This window comes from Thalassobacillus devorans (genome assembly GCF_900176565.1).
GTDB classification, from domain to species: domain Bacteria; phylum Bacillota; class Bacilli; order Bacillales; family Halobacillaceae; genus Thalassobacillus; species Thalassobacillus devorans_A.
This window is the reverse complement of the sequence record NZ_FXEH01000006.1, coordinates 37,994-58,415: the sequence shown is the minus strand read 5'-3', so window position 1 is coordinate 58,415 and position 20,422 is coordinate 37,994. Positions and strand designations below refer to the sequence as shown.

19 protein-coding genes are annotated in these 20,422 nt (G+C 43.0%); 7 read left to right on the top strand and 12 right to left on the bottom strand.

The features are described 5' to 3' along the window. The first annotated feature begins 46 nt into the window (after window positions 1-46). Window positions 47-667, top strand: coding sequence for a flavodoxin family protein (locus tag B9Y67_RS11180; protein WP_085506809.1), 621 nt, complete (start codon window positions 47-49; stop codon window positions 665-667). A gap of 62 nt (window positions 668-729) precedes the next feature. Here the strand turns inward: B9Y67_RS11180 and B9Y67_RS11175 are convergent, their stop codons facing one another. The 4 genes from B9Y67_RS11175 to B9Y67_RS11160 all read right to left on the bottom strand — a co-directional run bounded on the left by B9Y67_RS11175 (window position 730) and on the right by B9Y67_RS11160 (window position 6,805). Beyond that, entirely contained in the window at window positions 730-1,542 is an 813-nt protein-coding gene (locus B9Y67_RS11175; protein WP_085506808.1) for a S1C family serine protease, read from the bottom strand. Window positions 1,543-1,575: 33 nt separating this feature from the next. Then, window positions 1,576-3,561, bottom strand: coding sequence for an ABC transporter ATP-binding protein (locus B9Y67_RS11170; protein ID WP_085509156.1), 1,986 nt, complete (start codon window positions 3,559-3,561; stop codon window positions 1,576-1,578). 44 nt (window positions 3,562-3,605) lie between these two features. Beyond that, window positions 3,606-5,354, bottom strand: coding sequence for an ABC transporter ATP-binding protein (locus B9Y67_RS11165; RefSeq protein WP_085506807.1), 1,749 nt, complete (start codon window positions 5,352-5,354; stop codon window positions 3,606-3,608). Window positions 5,355-5,737: 383 nt separating this feature from the next. Further along, window positions 5,738-6,805 carry a TIGR00341 family protein gene (locus B9Y67_RS11160; RefSeq protein ID WP_085506806.1) on the bottom strand — a complete coding sequence of 356 codons (1,068 nt, stop codon included), beginning with the start codon at window positions 6,803-6,805 and terminating at the stop codon, window positions 5,738-5,740. 120 nt (window positions 6,806-6,925) lie between these two features. On the opposite strand from B9Y67_RS11160, the gene B9Y67_RS11155 reads away from it, so the two are divergent. Further along, complete coding sequence (locus B9Y67_RS11155; protein ID WP_085506805.1) at window positions 6,926-7,486, top strand: beta-class carbonic anhydrase; 561 nt, start codon at window positions 6,926-6,928, stop codon at window positions 7,484-7,486. 56 nt (window positions 7,487-7,542) lie between these two features. Here B9Y67_RS11155 and ku read toward each other — a convergent pair whose 3' ends face one another. Beyond that, a complete protein-coding gene (gene ku / locus B9Y67_RS11150) occupies window positions 7,543-8,415 on the bottom strand; it encodes a non-homologous end joining protein Ku (protein ID WP_085506804.1) in 873 nt (290 codons plus the stop codon). Between the two features lie 96 nt (window positions 8,416-8,511). Between ku and ligD the strand changes: the two genes are divergently transcribed. From ligD to B9Y67_RS11135, 3 genes are all read left to right on the top strand, one after another. After that, a complete protein-coding gene (gene ligD / locus B9Y67_RS11145) occupies window positions 8,512-10,317 on the top strand; it encodes a DNA ligase D (protein WP_176223973.1) in 1,806 nt (601 codons plus the stop codon). 184 nt (window positions 10,318-10,501) lie between these two features. After that, window positions 10,502-11,062, top strand: coding sequence for a CotY/CotZ family spore coat protein (locus B9Y67_RS11140; protein ID WP_085506802.1), 561 nt, complete (start codon window positions 10,502-10,504; stop codon window positions 11,060-11,062). 184 nt (window positions 11,063-11,246) lie between these two features. Beyond that, window positions 11,247-11,918: a hypothetical protein gene (locus tag B9Y67_RS11135; protein WP_085506801.1), complete on the top strand. Its 672-nt coding sequence runs from the start codon at window positions 11,247-11,249 to the stop codon at window positions 11,916-11,918. Between the two features lie 51 nt (window positions 11,919-11,969). Here B9Y67_RS11135 and B9Y67_RS11130 read toward each other — a convergent pair whose 3' ends face one another. Then, on the bottom strand, window positions 11,970-12,800 hold the full coding sequence (locus tag B9Y67_RS11130; RefSeq protein WP_085506800.1) for an aldo/keto reductase: 831 nt from the start codon (window positions 12,798-12,800) through the stop codon (window positions 11,970-11,972). A gap of 146 nt (window positions 12,801-12,946) precedes the next feature. On the opposite strand from B9Y67_RS11130, the gene B9Y67_RS11125 reads away from it, so the two are divergent. Next, on the top strand, window positions 12,947-13,213 hold the full coding sequence (locus tag B9Y67_RS11125; RefSeq protein WP_085506799.1) for a hypothetical protein: 267 nt from the start codon (window positions 12,947-12,949) through the stop codon (window positions 13,211-13,213). A 9-nt stretch (window positions 13,214-13,222) separates the two neighbouring features. On the opposite strand, the gene B9Y67_RS11120 is transcribed toward B9Y67_RS11125, so the two are convergent. Both B9Y67_RS11120 and B9Y67_RS11115 read right to left on the bottom strand, forming a co-directional pair. After that, window positions 13,223-13,573, bottom strand: a complete 351-nt coding sequence (locus B9Y67_RS11120) for a hypothetical protein (RefSeq protein ID WP_085506798.1) — start codon at window positions 13,571-13,573, stop codon at window positions 13,223-13,225. Between the two features lie 24 nt (window positions 13,574-13,597). Beyond that, complete coding sequence (locus B9Y67_RS11115; RefSeq protein WP_085506797.1) at window positions 13,598-14,668, bottom strand: undecaprenyldiphospho-muramoylpentapeptide beta-N-acetylglucosaminyltransferase; 1,071 nt, start codon at window positions 14,666-14,668, stop codon at window positions 13,598-13,600. 120 nt (window positions 14,669-14,788) lie between these two features. Between B9Y67_RS11115 and B9Y67_RS11110 the strand changes: the two genes are divergently transcribed. Then, a complete protein-coding gene (locus B9Y67_RS11110) occupies window positions 14,789-16,147 on the top strand; it encodes an MATE family efflux transporter (RefSeq protein ID WP_085506796.1) in 1,359 nt (452 codons plus the stop codon). A 39-nt stretch (window positions 16,148-16,186) separates the two neighbouring features. Here the strand turns inward: B9Y67_RS11110 and B9Y67_RS11105 are convergent, their stop codons facing one another. From B9Y67_RS11105 to B9Y67_RS11090, 4 genes are all read right to left on the bottom strand, one after another. Further along, window positions 16,187-17,614 carry an aldehyde dehydrogenase family protein gene (locus B9Y67_RS11105; RefSeq protein WP_085506795.1) on the bottom strand — a complete coding sequence of 476 codons (1,428 nt, stop codon included), beginning with the start codon at window positions 17,612-17,614 and terminating at the stop codon, window positions 16,187-16,189. A gap of 124 nt (window positions 17,615-17,738) precedes the next feature. Then, window positions 17,739-18,932, bottom strand: a complete 1,194-nt coding sequence (locus B9Y67_RS11100) for a NupC/NupG family nucleoside CNT transporter (RefSeq protein WP_085506794.1) — start codon at window positions 18,930-18,932, stop codon at window positions 17,739-17,741. A gap of 257 nt (window positions 18,933-19,189) precedes the next feature. Then, window positions 19,190-19,852 (bottom strand): CAP domain-containing protein, encoded by a 663-nt coding sequence (locus B9Y67_RS11095; RefSeq protein ID WP_176223972.1) that lies wholly within the window; start codon window positions 19,850-19,852, stop codon window positions 19,190-19,192. Between the two features lie 59 nt (window positions 19,853-19,911). Beyond that, entirely contained in the window at window positions 19,912-20,412 is a 501-nt protein-coding gene (locus tag B9Y67_RS11090) for a hypothetical protein (protein ID WP_085506792.1), read from the bottom strand. Between the last annotated feature and the right edge of the window lie 10 nt (window positions 20,413-20,422).

The following is a 20,422-nucleotide window of genomic DNA, read 5'->3' as shown; positions in this document are numbered from 1 at the left end:
AACAGGTATAAACACAGTAAGATTGTTGGCGAAAGGAGGGTAAGGATTGAAAGCTGTTCTATTAAATACGACATTAAAACGAGGAACAGACGCCAGTGAAACAGAACAATTACTTCATGAAGCAACAAAAATATTACAGAGGGAACAGATTGATACGAACCGGATTCATTTAAGGGATTTCCATATCTCTTTCGGTATCACCGACCGTCTCGATGGCGATGATGATTGGCCATTCATATTTAATAAGATCAAGGAAGCCGATATCGTAATTATCGGGACACCGATTTCCATGGGAGAAAAAAGCAGCATCGCCAGTCTTATACTGGAACGGCTTCAAGGTTATCAAAAGTTGCAAAATAAAAAGGGACAGTCCCTTTTTTATAATAAAGTTAGCGGGGTTGTTGTAGCCGGTGCAAAAGAAGATGGCGGCCGCTCTGCTGCTCAATCGATTTTCTATCAACTTTCTATGATTGGATTTACCATCCCTCCCCATGCGCACGCCACCTACGAGGGGCGACATGAATCAGGTCAAGAAGAAGCAGTGGATATCTCCCGAGATCATGTGGCACTCGACAATATCGAACGAATGACTTACAATTTGATTCATTTTGCTGAATTATTCAAGTTCCACCCCATCCCCACCCTGGGAAACGTGATAGAATCATGAGTTCCTATATTCCTAACTATTCCAAAAGAGCCCCGTTACACAGGTAACGGGGCTCCTTCTATTTATTGCCTGATATTCTCATGGAAATAATCAATCGGAACCGCAAGTCCGACTTTCCCATGCACGTCGTGTTTCAGTGTGGCGAACACCACACCTATCACTTGCCCTTCATCATTGATAACAGGACTCCCGCTGTTTCCCCTATACACTGGGGCATCTAGCATCATCACAGGTTTTTCCCAGTTGTCCAGCTGGATATAATCGATGATGGTCCCCTGGTTAGCAATTCCTGTAAAACGAAGGGGGTTACCAATAAAATAAAAGGATTCATCCGTTTCAAAGGCAGTGCTTTCCGCCAGCTCAAGATGCGGAAGAGATTCGCCTTCCACCGCCAGAACGGCCAGGTCGACATCCGGGTAAGAAGCCTTAACCTCTGCATGAAACAACCCTTCCTCCGGAAAAGCTACAGATATCCTCTTTTCATTCTCAATGACATGATGATTTGTAATAATTGTGCCATTACTTGATATAGCGAATCCCGTCCCTTTACTTTCTCCCCCTTGAACAACCACTACAGCGTCCTGATACTCGTCAATATCCGGGTTGGCAGATAACTTAGCAGAAGTGACCAAAAAATCAATGGCAGGGATCGAATAAGTTTGCGGGATTACCGCTGCCAGATTCAAGACCATTACGATAGCGACAAGCCAAAACGCCCATTTGGGAAACGGGCGCCCAGGCTTCTCTTTTTCTTCACGGGCACGAGCGATGGCTTTTCGCTTTTCTTCCTGGACAAGCTCAAACATCTCTTCTTCATCTATTTCTTCATAAAGATCCTCATCAATTATATCTTTCTTCTGTTCATCTTTCCCCATGATGCCGCCACCTTATTAACAGAATGAAGGAAATCACATGGCAGCTGCTTTCACTTTTCCCTGCTGCATTTGATACATTTGATAATAAAGTCCTTCTTCAGCAAGCAATTGTTCATGTGTTCCCTTTTCCATCATTGTACCATGCTGAAGTACAAAAATTTGATCTGCCTGTTGAATCGTAGATAGCCGATGGGCGATGACAAGGGTGGTGCGCCCCTGCTTAAGGACCTGGAGTGCCTCCTGAATCAGTTTTTCCGTTTCCGTATCGATATTTGCGGTCGCTTCATCGAGGATAAGTATCGCCGGGTCAAAAGCAAGCGCCCTGGCAAAAGAAATAAGCTGGCGTTCCCCCGTGGAAAACGAGCTCCCTTTCTCTTTAACAGGTTCATCATACTGATTTGGCAGCTTTTCAATAAATCTATCTGCCCCAACAGCCTTCAGAGCATGAATCGCCATTTCCCGGGAAATATCAGGATCATTCATCGTAACATTCGACAAAATAGTTCCTGTAAACAAAAATGGATCCTGCAATACTATTCCCATATGACTTCGTACCTGCTGGCGTGACCAACTTTTTGTATCCTGCCCGTCAATTGTAATAGTCCCTTTCTGCGGGTCATAAAAACGAAACAGCAAATTCATGATGGAACTTTTCCCCGAACCGGTATGGCCGACAAATGCTGCCGTTTGTCCTGCTGTTACTTCAAAGTCGATATCTTTTAAGATATATTCATCTTTTTCGTAAGCAAAAGACACATGATCAAAGCGGACGTGCCCTTTATAGCGGGGAACTTTGGTATCTTTGACATCCTCGCCTTCCTCTTCCATCATTTCAAATACCCGTCCGGCTGCTACCCGGGCCTGTTGCAGCTGGGGAAGCTGGTTGACAAGGTCGTTGACAGGCTGAAACAGCCGGGTTAAATAGTCGACAAAAGCGTAGAGAACGCCGACCGTGATTACTCCTTGTGCGCTGATGGACTGGGACCCAAAGTACCAGATGAATGCTACAAATGCCAGGTTCCTCAAAACATTAACCAGGTTATGGGAAGTTAATGCACTCAGACGAATGAGCTTCTTCTGATAGGTGAAATGCTTACTGTTCAAAGCCTCAAATTCTTCTGATGTCTGATGTTGTCTACGAAAAGCCTGGATAATCGACATGCCCTGGATTGCTTCATTGATGTTTCCATTCATATCACTAACCGTAGAACGGACAACTTTGTTATATTTTCCACCATAATATTTATAAACACGCATCCATAACGCTATAATCGGCAACAGCAGCAGACACATAACCGCCAGCCGTACATCAAGCAAAAATAAAGCGATATAAATACCTGTCATATAAACAAAACTGGTCACAAATGTAGCCAAAACACGTACGTAAAGCTCGCGTATCGCTTCTGTATCATTCGTGACACGGGCAACAACCTTCCCTGCCGGCTGATTGATAAAGTAGCTGATCGGCAGCCGCTGGATATGGGCGAAGACATCTTCCCGCATCTGCTGTATGATTCGATTCGATGTCCTTTGCAATAAAAATGTATTCCAGAACTGAAATACTGCCGCAATTAATAGTAATCCAACATACAACCCTAACAGACGGTATATCGCCGGCCGCTCCGGCTGAAAGAAGCGATAAAGTTCTGTCAGGGAAAGCTTTTCTGCCTGTGCAGACAGCTTTTCATCCGGGGTCTGTATCGCCAGCGTTTCGCCTTCTATTTCTCTTTTTCCTGTCGTAGGCACCATTTGATCAACAAAATAATAGCTGCTCCCTACTTGAAGAATGGTGGCTGGATTATCCGTAGTTTCACTCCCACCAAGACGGTCTTCCCGTTTGTATAAGGCTCCTTGATAATTAACCGTATAGTCATCCTCACTTTTTACTTGATGCCAGGTCGATTCAATGCCAACGACATGCTGATCAATCAGTCTTTTTGCGATAAATGGACCAGTAAGTTCCAGTGCTACTGCAAGAACAAGGCAAATTAATCCGATGCTGATGGGTTTACGAAACATCCATGCGTAGTGAAACAATTTCTTCTCTGTCTTGTGTCCTGCTCTCACGAGACCGCCCCCTTTTCATCCATTTGCTGAAGTTCATATTGGGACCGGTACCAGCCACGCGATTTCATCAATTGCTGGTGGCTGCCTTCTTCCACAATTTTGCCATCCTCCAGTACAATAATATGGTCAGCATGGGCAACTGCAGATAGACGATGGGCAGCAATCAATGTGGTCTTCCCTTTTCGTTCTTCTTTGAGATGTTGAATGATATTCGCTTCTGTCTTTCCATCAACCGCTGACATGGCATCATCCAGAATCAAAATCTCTGGCTCCATGACAAAAGCTCTTGCAATCGCTACTCGCTGTTTCTGACCTCCCGACAAGGTGACTCCGCTTTCACCGACCTTTGTATCCAAACCTTCACTCAAGTTTTTGATATCCTCGAGAAAATGAGCAAGCTCCATTACTTGGTAGATTTCGTCATCACTGGCATCCGCTTTGCCGAATTGTATGTTTTCCCTCACGGTTTTTGAAAACAATACTTGTTCCTGAGGCACATAACCAATCCACGCTCGTGTAGTTTCTAATGAAAAGTCTGAGATCGGCGTGTTAGAAATCGTCAAAGAACCGGTCATACCAGGATAGTCTCTTAACAACTGTCGAAACAGCGTGGTCTTCCCTGCTCCTGTTTTACCAACGACGCCAATTGTCTGCCCGGGTTCAATTTCCAGGTCAATCCCCTGCAGGCCTGTCAATGAGCTTTCAGGATACTGGAAGGAAACATCCTTAAATACAATTCTTCCTGGTCGCTTTTGTCGTTTCGGCTGAGAAGGATCAATGACATCGGGTTTATGGTTCAGCGTTTCATTTACACGATCAAGCGATGCATTTCCCCGTTGCATGACATTGATCAGTTCTCCAACTGCAAACATCGGCCAAATCAGCATTCCGAGATAAACGTTGAATGAAACCAGTTCTCCAAGCGTCATCACGTTTTGAAAAACCAGGGACGAGCCGTACCCCAATCCAATCGTGTAAGAGATTCCTACTAATATCGTTATTGTCGGTTCGAACATGGCATCAATTTTAGCGACCTCAACATTCTTGTCATAAACATCTTCCGTCATAGCCTTGAATCGAGTTTCATCCTGCTTTTCCTGCACAAAGGCACGTATGACCCTTACACCCTTCACAGATTCGAGGACATCATCGTTCATGTTTCCAAAAGCTTTCTGTGCTTCCATAAACCGCTTGTGTATCGCTTTTCCATAGCGGTTCATCACCACAGCCATGATCGGTAATGGAATCAGCGCTGCCAGTGTCAGTTTCCAGCTGATCGTAAATCCCATAACTGCAATCAAGAGGAACATGAAAATCGTGGAATCAACGAGGGTAAGAATACCGAAACCAGCCGTCATATTCAATGCCCTTAGATCATTGGTAGCCCTCGCCATCAAATCTCCAGTCCGGAACTTTTGGAAGAAACTTGGCGTCATCCTGAGAAAATGATTCATCAATTTCGAGCGCATCGCCTGCTCCATCATGATTGCCCCGCCGAATAACGTATAGTCCCATAGGAAGGATATCGTATAACTTGCGACGATCAGGCCTCCATAAATCAACATAATTTCTGCTAACCGCTCCAAACTGAGACTGTTGAATTGAATTTCATCAATTGCCATTCCCACTAATTTTGGCGGGATAATATCAATCACACTCGCAATGACCAAAGCAATGATCGCAAATGTGTACCTTTTCCAATGTAATTTAAAAAACCACCCTAACTTACTGAACACACCAAACATGAACTTCTCCACATCCCTTCTGATTTAGTTGCTATCCGCCATCTTTCCATTCTTCTGTTACCTGCTTCTTCAAACGCTTACAAATTTCCATACTAATTCCTCCTAAAAAATTTTATAGTAAGCAATAGGCATTGCCTTACCAACGTAAAAAGGCATACGTCCGTGACGTATGCCAAATACATATAAAAAGGCCACGAAGCTATACGTGGCCTTTTTTCCGCAATAATTTAAACAGGGTGGTTGTGCATGATTATCTATTCAGGCATCAACCGGGCCACGTTTCTTATGAAATTGGTCTTGCACATTTAAAACTAGACGCTTTTTCATTGTCGTGGCCTCCTTTTCTTAATAATTATTTATTATATAGTTTTCAAAATATTTAATCAACAGTTAAATGAAACTTTCGTGCTATATATTTCGACAAATGTCCCTAATACTCCCTGTCCGAACAAGATAGTTAATGCCAAAATGATTACCAATAACGTTATAAATACAATCGATAATGGCCGGGATACGTTGGCCTTTTGCACCTCTTCCCACCGGATCGGGCGAATACCTGCAATCGAAAAAATCGAGACAGCAGCTAATAAAATAGAAGAAATATTAAGCATCAGGAGTAAAAAAGCCCCATATGCATTCCCCCATAATCCCTCACCGATGGAAATACCCAAGGCGACTGTGGGGGGAAGTAATGCTACCGCTACCATTACACCGACCAGGTTTCCGGATAGTCGGTTCAAAAAAGCCAGAGCCCCGGCTGCCCCGGAAGCAATCCCCAGGAATATATCTGATATGGATACCTCTGTTCGAGCCCAGTACTGGGCGGTTTTTAAATCGACATTGAAAAAATAACCAAGTGTCACTGAAATGAAAATAACGATAAGAACCCCAAAGATAGATGCCTGAAAGGCTTTCCATAGGCGTTTATAATCACCGAGTATCGAAGCAAAAGCGATAGCAATGACAGGGCCGATCATGGGAGCGATTACCATTGCACCAATGACAACTGCTTCACTGTCTTTGATGAACCCAACGGTTGCTACAATGGCAGATAAAACGATCATCATCGTATAATTCAAATTAATATTGCTGCTTTTTTCTACGTTACTGATCAATTCATGACGACTGGCCCGCAAAAGCAATGCTTCTTTGTCTTCTTCCTCGTTCTCTTTCTCTTCTTCCTTATCTTCAGCTTTATTGACGGTTTCTTTAGAAAAATATGCCCGAACCGGAAGAAGCATCGTTTCAAACCCATCTACTACGCCTGATACGCCTTCCAAATAATCCAATACATCTTCTACATCTTTTGTCGTTACTAAAATACGTACCAGCTTCCGGTCTTCTGACTCGTTCGAAACCCAGATAGACTGTGCGTCGAAACTTTGCAGCTTTTCATATACTGATTCAAACCGCTTATTAGGAATATAAACCTCAACCAGTTGCATGTCCATCCGCATGTCTCCTTACACGTCGTGCCAATTGTTTCCTAAATCATACCCGAATTATCAAAATACCTGCAAATCGGAAGCTTTTTCGTTAGAATATTAGATAAGCTAATTAGGAGGGATTCGATGTTATTAGATGAGATACTGGATTATAACAGTAAATTCGTTGAAGAGGAAAAATACTTAGACTACAAGACGGACAAGTTTCCGAATAAAAAGCTTGCCATCTTAAGCTGTATGGATACCAGACTGGTGGAACTGCTTCCCCGCGCCTTGAATGTAAAAAATGGCGATGTCAAAATGGTCAAAAATGCCGGTGCCATTGTCACCGACCCATTTGACAGCGTCGTGCGAAGCTTATTTGTAGCTGCGTATGAACTGAAAGCTGATGAAATCATGGTAATCGGTCACCATGGCTGTGGCATGAAGAACTTCGATGGCGCTAGTACGATCTCCAAGATGAAAGATCAAGGTGTCAGCGATGAAACTTTAACAACATTAGAATATGCCGGTGTCAACGTGAATGACTGGCTTCAGGGATTCGAAAGTGTGGAAACATCCGTTCAGAATAGTGTTGATATTCTTCGCAATCATCCACTGCTTCCGAAAGATACACCAGTCCATGGACTCGTCATTGATCCGGAAACTGGCAAACTGGACCTGGTTACAAAAGGCTATCAGCAATAACAGGATTCATAAGGCTGTCCATTAGATGGACAGCCTTATTACATTTTTGAAACGGATCAGGCATTCTTTTTAGCTTTGCTCTTGGAATCCGTACTCTTTTTGGTTGTATTGCTTTTCTTTGCAGTCGTTTTCTTTTTACCCGTTTTTGCCCCACTTTTATTTGCTTTATCAAGAGAAGCCTGGAGTGCATCCATCAGGTTGGTTACATTATCAGGCGCTTTTTTGTCCTTCGCTGTCGCCACTTGATCCCCACTTTTCTTCTCCTCAATCAGTTCCAGCAAAGCATTACGATAATCGTCCTGGTATTTTTCCGGATCAAACTCTGTCGTCAACTGATCAATCAGCATTTTCGCCGTATCTAATTCTTTTTTAACGGTCTCTCCTTGTTCAGGTACGTTAGGTACATCTGCCGTCTGACGAACTTCATCCGGATAATGAATCGTCTCCATTACCAGCGTATTCTGATAGACGCGGATAACAGCCAGCTGCTCCTTGGCACGGATCAATATTTTTGCAACACCGATTTTACCAGTATCCTGCAACGCTTCCCTCAGCAGTACATAAGCCTTGGAACCGCCCTCGTTAGGAGAAAGAAAGTAACTTTTCTCAAAATAAATCGGATCGATTTCCTTGAGATCGACAAAATCAACAATTTCCACTGACTTGTCGGTGTTTTCCTTTTTTAATTCTTCCATCTCTTCGTCATCGAGCAATACAAATTTATTCTTTGCATACTCATAGCCTTTGACGATTTCTTCCTGTTCCACTTCCCGTTCACAAACAGGACATACTTTTTCATACTTGATGGGGGATTGACATTCCTTATGGAGCTGACGCATCTTTACATCTTTATTTTCTGTAGCCGCATGTAATTTGACCGGGATATTTACCAGTCCAAAACTGATAGTCCCTTTCCACATCGTGTGCATTGCTTCACCTTCTTTTTCATTAGTTTAAACATCCCGGGAATAATTATGTTTAGCATTTCTTTCGATTGCCAAACTAACGCTAAAGGTGGTGTCGTCATGAAATATAAAACCATGCAGCCCGTACTTGATAATAGCTTACCAAAGGGAAAAAATTGGTTATACGAAGTGAAATATGATGGGTTCCGCTGCCTCGTCCACTGGGATGAAGCTAAAGTGGAACTGATCAGCCGTAACGGCAAGTCACTGACAAAACAATTCCCGGAAGTCAGTGTCTTTTTTACCGAGCAAACGAGCAAGGTTAAGGATCACCTTCCCATTGTTCTGGATGGTGAATTAGTTGTATTGAACACGTTATACCAGTCCGATTTTCATACATTGCAAACGCGCTCACGGATGAGCAACAAGGCACGGATCCATAAAGAAAAGAGTAAACGTCCTGCCCATCTTCTTGCCTTCGACATTCTCGAGTGGGAAGGTAATAAATTGACAGCCCCTTATACCGAAAGAAAAAAACAGCTGGAGCGATTATTCCGGTTATTAAATCTATCCCTTTCGATCGAACAAGCTGTCCCTTTCGGGTATGTGAAACCATCCACTCGAAAGCAGGACATCCAGCAGTGTATGGACGATCATCTTGGAGAAGGGATAGTTGCCAAACTTAGATCGGCTCTTTATGAAGCAGGGAAAAATGAAAAATGGAAAAAGATCAAGAATTGGCGGACAATCACTGGAATTGTCACTGGTTATCATCAACAAAACGACTATTTTGATATCGCTATCTTTGATAAAAATGAATCATTATATCCAATCGGTAAATGCAAGCATGGCTTAGACCAAACTGAAAAGGAAACGCTGGTCCAGACAGTAAAAGAACGAGGAGCAAAGAAAGGGGATTATTATCAGGTACCGCCCGCTATTTGTATGGATATCCATTGTCTAGGAATCCATGGAGGAGACTTAAGAGAGCCGGTTTTTCACGGATTCCGATTGGATGTCCAGCCACAAGATTGTACGTTATCTCAATTGGACTGGCAATTGAGTATGCCTCCGAAGGATGTCGCATACACCAACTTAGACAAACCTTTGTTTCCGGAGATTTCTTTAACGAAAGGCGAGCTTATCGGTTACTTGCGACACATTTATCCTTATATGAAACCTTTTTTAAATGACAGAAAAATCACCGTCATCCGTTACCCGGATGGGATCGATAACGAATCATTCTTTCAAAAAAACCTTCCCGACTATGCTCCCGACATTTTTGAGAAACAGAAAGATGGCGACCAATTTATCTCGAAAGCGGCCCATATCGCATGGTTCGGAAACCAGGCGGCAATCGAATATCACATTCCTTTTCAAAAGCGGGATAGCGATTATCCTTCAGAAATTGTGTTTGACCTGGACCCTCCTGACGATAAATCGTTTCACCTTGCCGTCCAGGCTGCTAAATATCTGCATACCATTTTTCAGGAGCTGGAGATTCAGGATTTTGTTAAGACTTCAGGAGGAAAGGGGCTACAGGTCTATCTGCCATTACCGGACAAGTCTTTAAATTACGAGGAGACAAGCCGGTTTACAGAAGTGATCGCTGCTACTTTAGTCAATTACCAGCCAGACTTGTTCACGATCGAACGGTTGAAGAAAAACAGAAAGGGCAGGTTGTACATCGACCATGTCCAGCACGCTCCCGGGAAAACGATCATCGCCCCCTATTCCCCCCGAGGAAATAGGGCAGCCAGTGTATCTACCCCTCTATTTTGGGAAGAACTGGAGTCCCTTGAGGATCCGAAACTATTCACGATCCGTAATACGCTTGACCGACTGCGTGCAAAAGGCTGTCCCTTCCGGACGATGAATGAAGTCAGAGAGCAACAGCCTTTGGAAAACATGAAGCGGCTGATATAACAGGACTTGACCCGTTTTTCCCAAAAGAGACAAGTATAATCATGACATGCTTGTCCAGCTAGGCGTTTCTACCCCGGACACTCGTACATTTACAACTCCACTAGAGACAAACTCCCATGCACTCCCGTAACCTCGGCATATTCTATTAGTACCTTCGGGTAATAGAAATAAAGGAGTGGAAAATATGAGTTGTAAATGTAAAAAAGCCAACTGTGTGTGCCTCAAAGTAAGAAAAATTGCCGAGGCACAAGATGCAGTGGAAAACAACAATTGCTGCAGTAGTGGATCGTGTGAAAATGCAATCAAAGACTTGCTCTCACCAACAGGTAACGGCAATGGGAATGATACAATTCCGTTCATGCTCTTGTGCGGCTGTGAGAATACCTTCGCAGGACTTCTCCCGTACTTTGCATGGGGTATCTTCGAGTACCAAAATGAGTGTAGCGGTCCAATCCCTTCACCTTTCTTCCGTGTAAAGAAAGTGAAAGATGACTGCTGTGCAGTCTTGGAATTGCTCTACCCTAGTCTATGTGACGCATCCTCATTCCCGCTAAATCTAATCCAGTACGACGGATGGTATGCTACAGGTGCTTGTGTAGAGGTAGACTTGAGCTGCTTCACTGGCATCACTTGCTTCGAACCAACCACAACAACACCAATCACTAACGCAGCCCTGGCTGCTGGACTTGAAGCGGTCAACGACATGCGTGCAGACAGTGCAAATTTCATGACTAAGAAAAAATAATCAGTTATTCCCCTTTCTGATTATAATATAAAACGACCTTATCTCTCCCAGGGTAAGGTCGTCTTTTTTATTCCCTGATTTGTACAACATGCAACTTTAGGACTCTATGTGTTGCATACCTCTTTGTATTAATAGAAATAGCCTTCTCATAAGATAAAACAAAGGCTTGGAAGGTAGGGATGAGATGATGGAATGGATTCTAAGCTTCTGGGAAGCGAATCGAAATAACATTATCGTATCTTTCGTCAGCGGATTATTGTTCTTTATACTCGGACCAATAGGTTTATGGTTTTCTGGAAAAAAAGTAAGAAAAGAGAGAATCCTTAAAGCGATCGATACGTTACTGGATATCGTTGAGGGCATGTTAGTCAGCGAAGAAGATATATCGCGCCATAAATTAATCATGATATTCCGTTCGGTGGAAAGAGATATGAATGTAGACTTAGAGGCTCATTACGACTTAGATAATCTTTTAGGAGACCTGGTTTTGCGATTTGAAAGAAGCAAACACCTGGATGCTGGTCAAAAAGACAGTTATTTTCATAAAATTATTAGTCTGGAACAAAAAGTGAATGGAAAAGAAGAACAGAATTATACCAACCAGGTAATACCAAAAGCCTTTACTAAGGTGATAAATGAATTAAGAGAAGCTAATAATATAAATAACCAAAAGCAGATTCACCGTCTGTTGGATGAGTTGGAGAAAAAATTAAGTAATAAAAGTTCGTGGGCTGAACAAAATATCTCATTCCTTAAAAAACCAAAAGTGTTTTTTATGACTCTGCTGCTTTACCTTGTGTTTTTAGTTCTTGTTTTTACGCTTATTTCTTTTGTCGAAGGCAGCTTGTTTCTTTGAGTCAAAAAATAAAAGGCATGGCCTTTAATGTGGCCATGCCTTTTGTGCATTTTAGTAATCAAATGTGTCAGGATGCGGGCCGTTGCGGCCTTCTTCTCCCAGATCAAGCTCATCAATACGCTTGATTTCCTCTTCGGTCAATTCAAAATCAAAAATATCGGCATTTTCCTGCTGTCTTTCTTTCTTAACAGACTTAGGAATGGTCACAATGCCGCTTTGGTAATCCCAGCGCAAGATGATCTGGGCTGGCGTTTTATCATATTTCTCGGACAGTTCCTTCAAAACAGGCGCATCAAAATACTTGGCACGCGCAAGCGGTGACCAGGCTACAACCTGAATGTCATTTGCTTCACAGAATTCTCTTGTCTGCTGCTGATGGAGTTCCGGATGCAGTTCTATTTGATTCACCATCGGCGTTTCTTCTGCATCCTTCATCACCTCTTCCAGGTGATGCGGCAGGAAGTTGCTGACACCGATTGCTTTCACTTTTCCATCGTTATAAAGCTTCTCTAACGCCTTCCAGGTATCCACGAACTTTCCTGGAACCGGCCAATGAATCAGATAGAGATCAAGATATTCAAGCCCCAGCTTGTTAAGGCTGCGGTCAAATGCTTCTAATGTTTCCTCATACCCTTGTTCATCATTCCATACCTTTGTGGTAACAAATAAATCTTCCCGCGGCACATCACTCTCTTTGATTGCCTGTCCGACCCCTTCCTCATTTTTATAAAAGGAAGCAGTATCGATATGACGATAGCCAATTTCTAAAGCACTTTTAACGGAGTCGACCACTTCCTGACCATCCTCCATTTTATATACACCTAATCCTACCCAAGGTATTTCAACTTGATTACGTAATTTGGTCGTTTCACTAAGACTCATACACTATCTCCCCTTTACTTGTTTCTTACTACATAATTTGATTCACTTTAGTTGTCTACCCTTTCACACATTCATGTGAAACCTTCTAATATCCATTCTTTGGCATTATACTGTTTATAAGAGTCAAAGGAAGGGAGCGGTCATTCATGACAGAAAAAGCATTAACGAATAACAAAGCGATCACTGGTCTCGCATTAGGTATTCTTTCTATCATTATCCCTTTGCTCGGTTTGGTATGTGCAATTGCTGGTATTTTTTACTATCGAAGCAGCAGTCGGGAAATCAAGGTGAAAGGCGAAGCAGGGATTAACATTGCCATCGCCGGATTCGTATGCAGCATATTAGGACTCATTATACAGTTCTTTTATATACTTGCGCTCCTTGCGTACTACTTAACGACCACCTTAACTTAAGTACAGGTACTATCGCTTTTTATCTGAACTTAGTTTAGGCAGGGTAAGCTCAATGAGTACAAAGGATAGAACCCGTAAAAAAACGGGATATAAAGCGACCAGGCCGATTAAATCACCAATCATGCCGAGCGTGTCTGTCAACAACAGCCATACAGCCAGCACAACCATGATGATAAAGCTCAGATTACCCGCAGGACCATTGACGGGATTCCAGGCGTTAATGCTAACGGTTATTTCCTGCTCTTGTTCCTTGAAGCATTTATAATGAAAAGCCTTGATTCGAAACCAATTCGAAGCAGTAACCAGCTCATCCCTGTCCTTCACTTCTTTTTTACAGTAATGACAAATTACATGTTTCACGATAATCGACTCCTGATCCCCTTATTATCTTTCATAGCTTTGTATCAATTGTACTACTTTGTCTTTGACTTGCTGACTTTGATAGTTTTCCATATTTCGCAGGATTTCCTCTTTTGAACTAATCAGCTTATCGACTTCTGCTACCAGCCGATCTTCCGTCAAATCTTCTTCTTCCAGTTTCCTCGCATACCCTTGCTTAACGAATGAATCGGCATTTAAAATCTGATCACCACGGCTCGCCTGACGGGACAATGGAATCAACAGCATCGGCTTACGTAAGGCCAGGAATTCAAAGATAGCATTGGAACCTGCCCTGGAGACGATAAAGTCAGTCGCAGCAAAAAGATCCTTTAATTCATCCGTTACATATTCAAATTGGGCATAGCCCGGCTGCTTTACCGATTCTTCCACATTTCCTTTTCCGCAAATATGAATGATTTGCATTTTCGGCAGCAATTCATCCAGCTGGTTTCGGATCGAATCATTGATTTTTTTTGACCCCATACTTCCTCCCATAACCATCAGAACAGGTTTCGAAGCAGTGAATCCGCACATCTCTAATCCTTTTTGTTTATTTCCTTCAAATAATTCTTCCCTGATGACAGCTCCGATGTATTCTTTCTTTCCTTCAGGTAGATACTCCATCGTTTCCGGGAAAGTCGCCAGGATTTTTTTCGCAAATCGTGATGCCAGTTTATTAGCAAGTCCAGGTGTATAATCGGATTCGTGGATAATGGCTGGTATACGGTTCATCCATGACGCCGCTACTACTGGCACAGATACAAAGCCGCCTTTTGAGAAAATGACATTGGGTTTCCGTTTCCGGATGATATTCCACGCCTGCACGGTTCCTTTCATGACTTTGAAGGGATCTTTCAAATTTTCTTTCGACATATAGCGGCGCAGTTTTCCGGTAGAAATAGCGTGGTAGGAAACGCCATCGATATCTTCGATCAATTGACGTTCTATCCCGTTGTGGGAACCGATATAATCAATTTCATATCCCTGTTCTTTGAATTCCGGAATCAAAGCCAGATTTACAATGACATGTCCCGCCGTGCCTCCACCGGTGAATAATATTCTTTTCTTCCTCATTAAAAACTTCCTTTCTCTTCGTCATACTATCTATTTCATCATTTCATGTAGGTTAACTTTTGTTTTTGTGCTATAATCCTCTCTATCCTAAGTGAATTGTATCAGAAAAGGAAGATACATATGTATGAAACTTCAACCTTGAAACAGAAAATCAAACTTTTCCTCATCATCCTTATCCCGATTCTTATCACCCAGATCGGCATGTATGCGATGAATTTTTTTGATACCATCATGGCCGGCCAAGCCGGTGCCGAGGATTTAGCTGGTGTTGCCATCGGTTCCAATGTATGGCTGCCTATTTTCACCGGACTGAACGGTATCATGCTGGCCATCTCTCCTATTGTGGCACAGCTAAAGGGAGCGAAACAAGACAGCGACATTCCTGTCGCCGTCAAACAGGGGGCGTACCTGGCAGCCGTACTTGCCATCTTTATCGGTATTGCTGGATTCTTTTTGATCGATCCCGTACTTAGTCTGATGGATATCACAGATGAAGTTAATTATATTGCTAAATATTACTTAATCACACTCGGGGTGGGAATCATTCCGTTATTCGTGTTCAATATCTATCGCAGTTTCATAGATGCTTTAGGATATACAAGGATATCGATGATCATCATTCTTCTTACCCTTCCGACCAATATTTTATTCAACTATGTATTCATTTTTGGGAAGTTCGGATTTCCGGCACTCGGCGGTATCGGTGCCGGCCTGGCTACTGCTTTGACCTACTGGGTCTCTTTCATCATAGCTGTCATCATCCTTCAAAAGGTTCAGCCATTCCGCCATTATCGAATCTTTTCCCACTGGATCCGCCCCTCGTTGAAGTCCTGGGGAGAGCAGCTGAAAATCGGCATTCCCATTGGATTTGCGATTTTCTTTGAGACCAGCATTTTCGCAGCGGTCACTTTTTTCATGACTGCTTATGATACGTATACCATTGCCGCGCACCAGGCGGCCATCAATTTCGCATCTTTGTTGTACATGATTCCGCTTAGCATTGCCTTCACCCTTACGATTGCGGTCGGATTTGAAACAGGAGCAAACCGTCATCGGGACGCTCAGACTTATTCTTATTTAGGAATCTTGATTGCGGTAGCAATGTCTGTGCTGGCCGGGGGTATATTATATGTCTTTGATGATTCGGTTGCTCGTCTGTATAGTTCCAATCCTGCCGTGATTGAATTGACGAAGAACTTCATTTTCTTCGCGATCTGGTTCCAGTTGTCGGATGCTGTCGGAGCACCAATCCAGGGGATTTTGCGTGGCTACAAAGATGTCAATATCACGCTTGTCATGGCATTTGTCTCCTACTGGGTAATCGGGCTTCCAAGTGGCTGGCTGCTTGCCAACTATACGACTCTCGGACCTTATGGTTATTGGATGAGCTTGATTATCGGTTTGACAGCAGGAGCCATCACTTTATATGGACGGATGTTTTTACTGCAACGAAAAAATATCAGGCTATATCATATGTAAAAAACCAGCCGGCACTGAAGTGTCAGCTGGTTTCCTCTATTATTGATCAAGGTTAAACACAATCAACCGCTCTTCGGTCATATCCTCAATCGCATATTTAGGTCCTTCTTTTCCCCAGCCGCTGCTTTTCACACCGCCATATGGCATCAAGTCGACACGATACTGGGAAGAATCGTTGATCATGAGACCTCCAACCTGGACATGTTTAGCCGCATAGAAGGCTGTTTCCAGATTCTTCGTGAAAATTCCCCCCTGAAGCCCGTACTGGGATTTGTTCACTTCATCAATGCATTCCTTGATATCTGAAAAAGGAATCATGCTAACAACTGGTGCAAAAATTTCTTCACAGACAACCTTCATATCATTTTTCACATTAGCAACCACCGTTGGATGCAATAGTGCTCCTTCACGCTTGCCGCCATAGACAACCTTTGCGCCGCTTTCTTCAGCTTCTTGAATCCATTGTTCGGCGCGTTCTGCTTCTTCTTCACTGATCATCGGTCCTACATCCGTCTTTGGATCATTTGGATCGCCGACATTCAATTGGTCGATCGCCTGGAATAATTTGTCCTGGAATGCTTCCTGGATGTCTTCATGGACATATAGACGCTGAACGGAAATGCAGACTTGCCCCGCAAATGCGAAACTCTTCTGAGCAATGTTGCTCGCAGCTTTATCTAAATCTGCCTCTTTGTCAACGATGACTGGGGAGTTATTTCCTAGTTCAAGTATCAGCTTGTTCAAACCGGTATTCTGTTTTAATTTTAAGCCAACATTAGCACTTCCGGTGAAGGTGTATAAATTGATTCGTTCATCTTCCATCATCTGCTGCCCAACCGTTGAACCGGGACCGACAACAACATTTAAAAATCCCTTCGGAAGTCCTGCCTGCTCAAATAATTCAGCAAGCTTCAACGCAGTAGTCGGTGTGTTGCTCGCAGGCTTCAATACTACGGTGTTCCCTGCTGCAATAGCAGGCGCAATTTTATGCGCTACCAGGTTCATTGGGAAGTTGAATGGACTGATTGCCCCGACAACTCCGACGGGAACCTTCATCGTGTAAGCCATTCGGTTTTCTGAACCAGGAGCCGCTTCCACCGGAACGCCTTCCCCATGGATGCGCTTCGCTTCTTCTGCTGACAATTCAATCGTCTGGGCAGCCCGGTCAACTTCCGTCCGTGTCTGTTTTAATGGTTTTCCGGCTTCCATTGTAATATTTTTGGCCAGCTCTTCTTTATTTTCCCGGAGCAGCTCACTGACTCTGCTTAGAATTTTATATCGCTCGTAGGGAGGAAGCGGATTTTCTTTGAAGGCTCTGTCAGCAGCGGTGGTCGCCTGCTCTACTTCTTTTTCTCCCGCCTTTGACACCCTGGCATAAACTTCGTGTGTGTATTTATTAAGTACTTCCAGCTGATCGTCTGTCTTCACCCATTCTCCATTAATATAAAGGTGATATGTCTGTACCATAACATCGCTCCTTCTTTAGTATTCATAGTGAATTATTTCCGAAAAGCCGATACACGAAACACTTCTGTTAAAAAGCAAAAAAGCACTACCCTTGTTATCAAGGATAGCACTTTCTGTCAGTTTCTTATAGGAATAGACCTGCGATTGTAGCAGATAGAACAGATCCTAGTGTAGCACCAATCAATAGTTTCATACCAAAGCCGGAAACTCTTCCGCCTTTTTCTGAATCGATACCTTGCACCGTACCAGCGATGATACCGATGGAAGAGAAGTTCGCGAAACTAGTCAGGAAGACAGTGACGACACCAACCGTCTTCTCAGACACTTGATCCAGCATGTTTTGGAACTCGAGCATAGCTACGAATTCGTTTGTTACAATTTTTGTACCCATAATAGCACCAGCATCGATAGCCTCAGACCATGGAATACCCATCAATAAACCAAGTGGAGCAATGACATAACCTAAAGCTTCCTGTAAAGTAAATCCATTAAAAATTCCGGCAAAAGCCCAGTTCACAAGCTCTAGTGATGCAATGAAGGCAATTAGCATGGTTGCAACGATCAATGCGATACGACCACCATCAAGGGCACCGTTACCCATCGCTTCGAAAAAGCTCTTCGCATTGGAAACATCCTGGATTTCTACTATGTCTTCTTTCTTGTCTACTTTGACAGGTGCAATGATAGAAGCTACGATCAAAGCACTAAACATATTCAATGGCAACGCTACAAGCACATATTGTGCCGGCAGCATTCCCAGATACGCCCCTACGATGGAAGCAGATACTGAGCCCATGGCAGATGCACTGACGATATAAAGACGATTGTCGCTCAATTGATGGAATTGAGATTTAATCGCAATCAAAGCTTCAGACTGACCGAAGAAGATACTGTTGACCGCGTTGAAGGACTCGATTTTTGGAAGGCCTGTAATATAAGACAGAGCCTGTCCTAGATATTTGATGATGAAAGGCAATATTTTCAAATAAGTCAATACAGAAAGAATAGTCGCAAAGAAAATGATCAATAGTAAGACGTTGAAAAAGAATACGCCTCCGCCGCCTTCTTCGACAGCGATTCCCCCAAGTACAAAGTTGACACCTTCTGTACCGAACTCAATCAATTTATTGAAACCGGCTGAAATTGCACCGATGATTGCTTGTCCGATATCTGTGTTAAACATGAACCACGTCGTGAATAGCTGTAAAGCAAGCATGATTCCAACCCCACGAAGGTTGATGTTCTTTTTGTCATTGGACATCAGGAATGCGATACCCAATACAACGACAATGGCCAAAAGACCTAATAAAATTCCCATTTTTTTGTTCCTCCCTCAAAAGTTGTCCGCCTCGGAATGAAAATGCTTTCATAAGTTCATTTCATATTGGATTTTATCAGGTTGTCAGACGTCATGCAAGTGTAATTTTTCGTCATATAACTGTAAACGTTGTCGTAGCAGTGTTTACAATTTTTGAAAGTATTGTGAACGCTCAATCTTTTTTACTATTTCCCGCAGGACTTTATTCACCTTAACAAAATTATTAGATGACGTCACCCTCATTATGTCCGTTTCTATCATTTTTGAATGAAAATTTGTACCCAGTACCCGCTTCCATTCTTTCCTTCTGCATACCCTACACCGATATGCGTCATTCTCGGGTTCAATATATTTTGCTGATGGCCTGGATGTTCCAGCCATTGGGAAACGACTTCTTCTGGCGAAAACGATACAGACGCGATATTTTCAGATGCCCGCTCGTAATCAATGTTGAAAGCACGAAGCATCTCAAAAGGAGAACCGTATGTGGGGGATTGATGACTAAAATAGCCATTATCCGCCATGTCCTCCGCTTTGACAGCCGCAACACCTTGTAACGCTCCATCTATACGTACCGGCTTGATTCCCTTTTGACTCCTGGCCTCATTCGTTAACCTGACCACAGTGTCTGTAAGGTCTTTAGAGGGAATCAGCAGTTGGTCGCCAGGAAAGATAACCTCCGGTTTTTCAATATGTGTGTTGCTCGCTTTGAAGTCACGAAAGGAAAGATTATAGCGGAGGGAGATCTTCCACATGGTATCTCCCGGTTTGACGTGATAAGTCATCGTTTTGGCATCAACCTGATTTTCAGTTGCGGAAAACAGCAAGCAAATGAACACCAACAAGCAAGCAAGCGTTTTTCCCACTGTTATTCTCTCCTTTTCGAAAATATCTGCCTTAGTTTCTTCTACTTTTTCCATTTTCATGTATGTGGGAAGAATGAAACCGCCAGACCTGTTGGTTAGGGTCTGGCGGTTCATTAAAAATGGAACGAGCGCGCTACATGAAGTAAATCTGATTTTTCCACTTCACTGTCGTTGTCAGAAAAGTTACTCGGACGATAGGTCATTTTGTAAGTGACCCCGTCTTTCTGCCATGTCACAGTTTTAGAGTAGGAATTATCAACATACAGACCAGTAAGAGAATCTGTAATTTCCACCTGTTCCGGTGAAAACAATTCCATTTCTCCTTCCCCCTCCATAAACTGCATGGTCAATAAATCATTTTCTTCAGTGTAAAAACTGATATCCAGTGCTTCATCCCCTTTGACTTCATACACATCCGAGACCATCATTACCATCTCAATTGGAATGAACTCCGGCAATTCCAAGTCAAACCCCAACTGACTGACAGCTTGTTCTGCCTGCTCGTGATCGTAGTTGTAATAATCATTTTTATCCGCTTTGGTAGTCTGACAGGCTGCCAGCAAAAAGACGAAAACCAGCAAACCAAAATAGATACCGACTTTTGTTTCTTTCATGTCTCTTCCC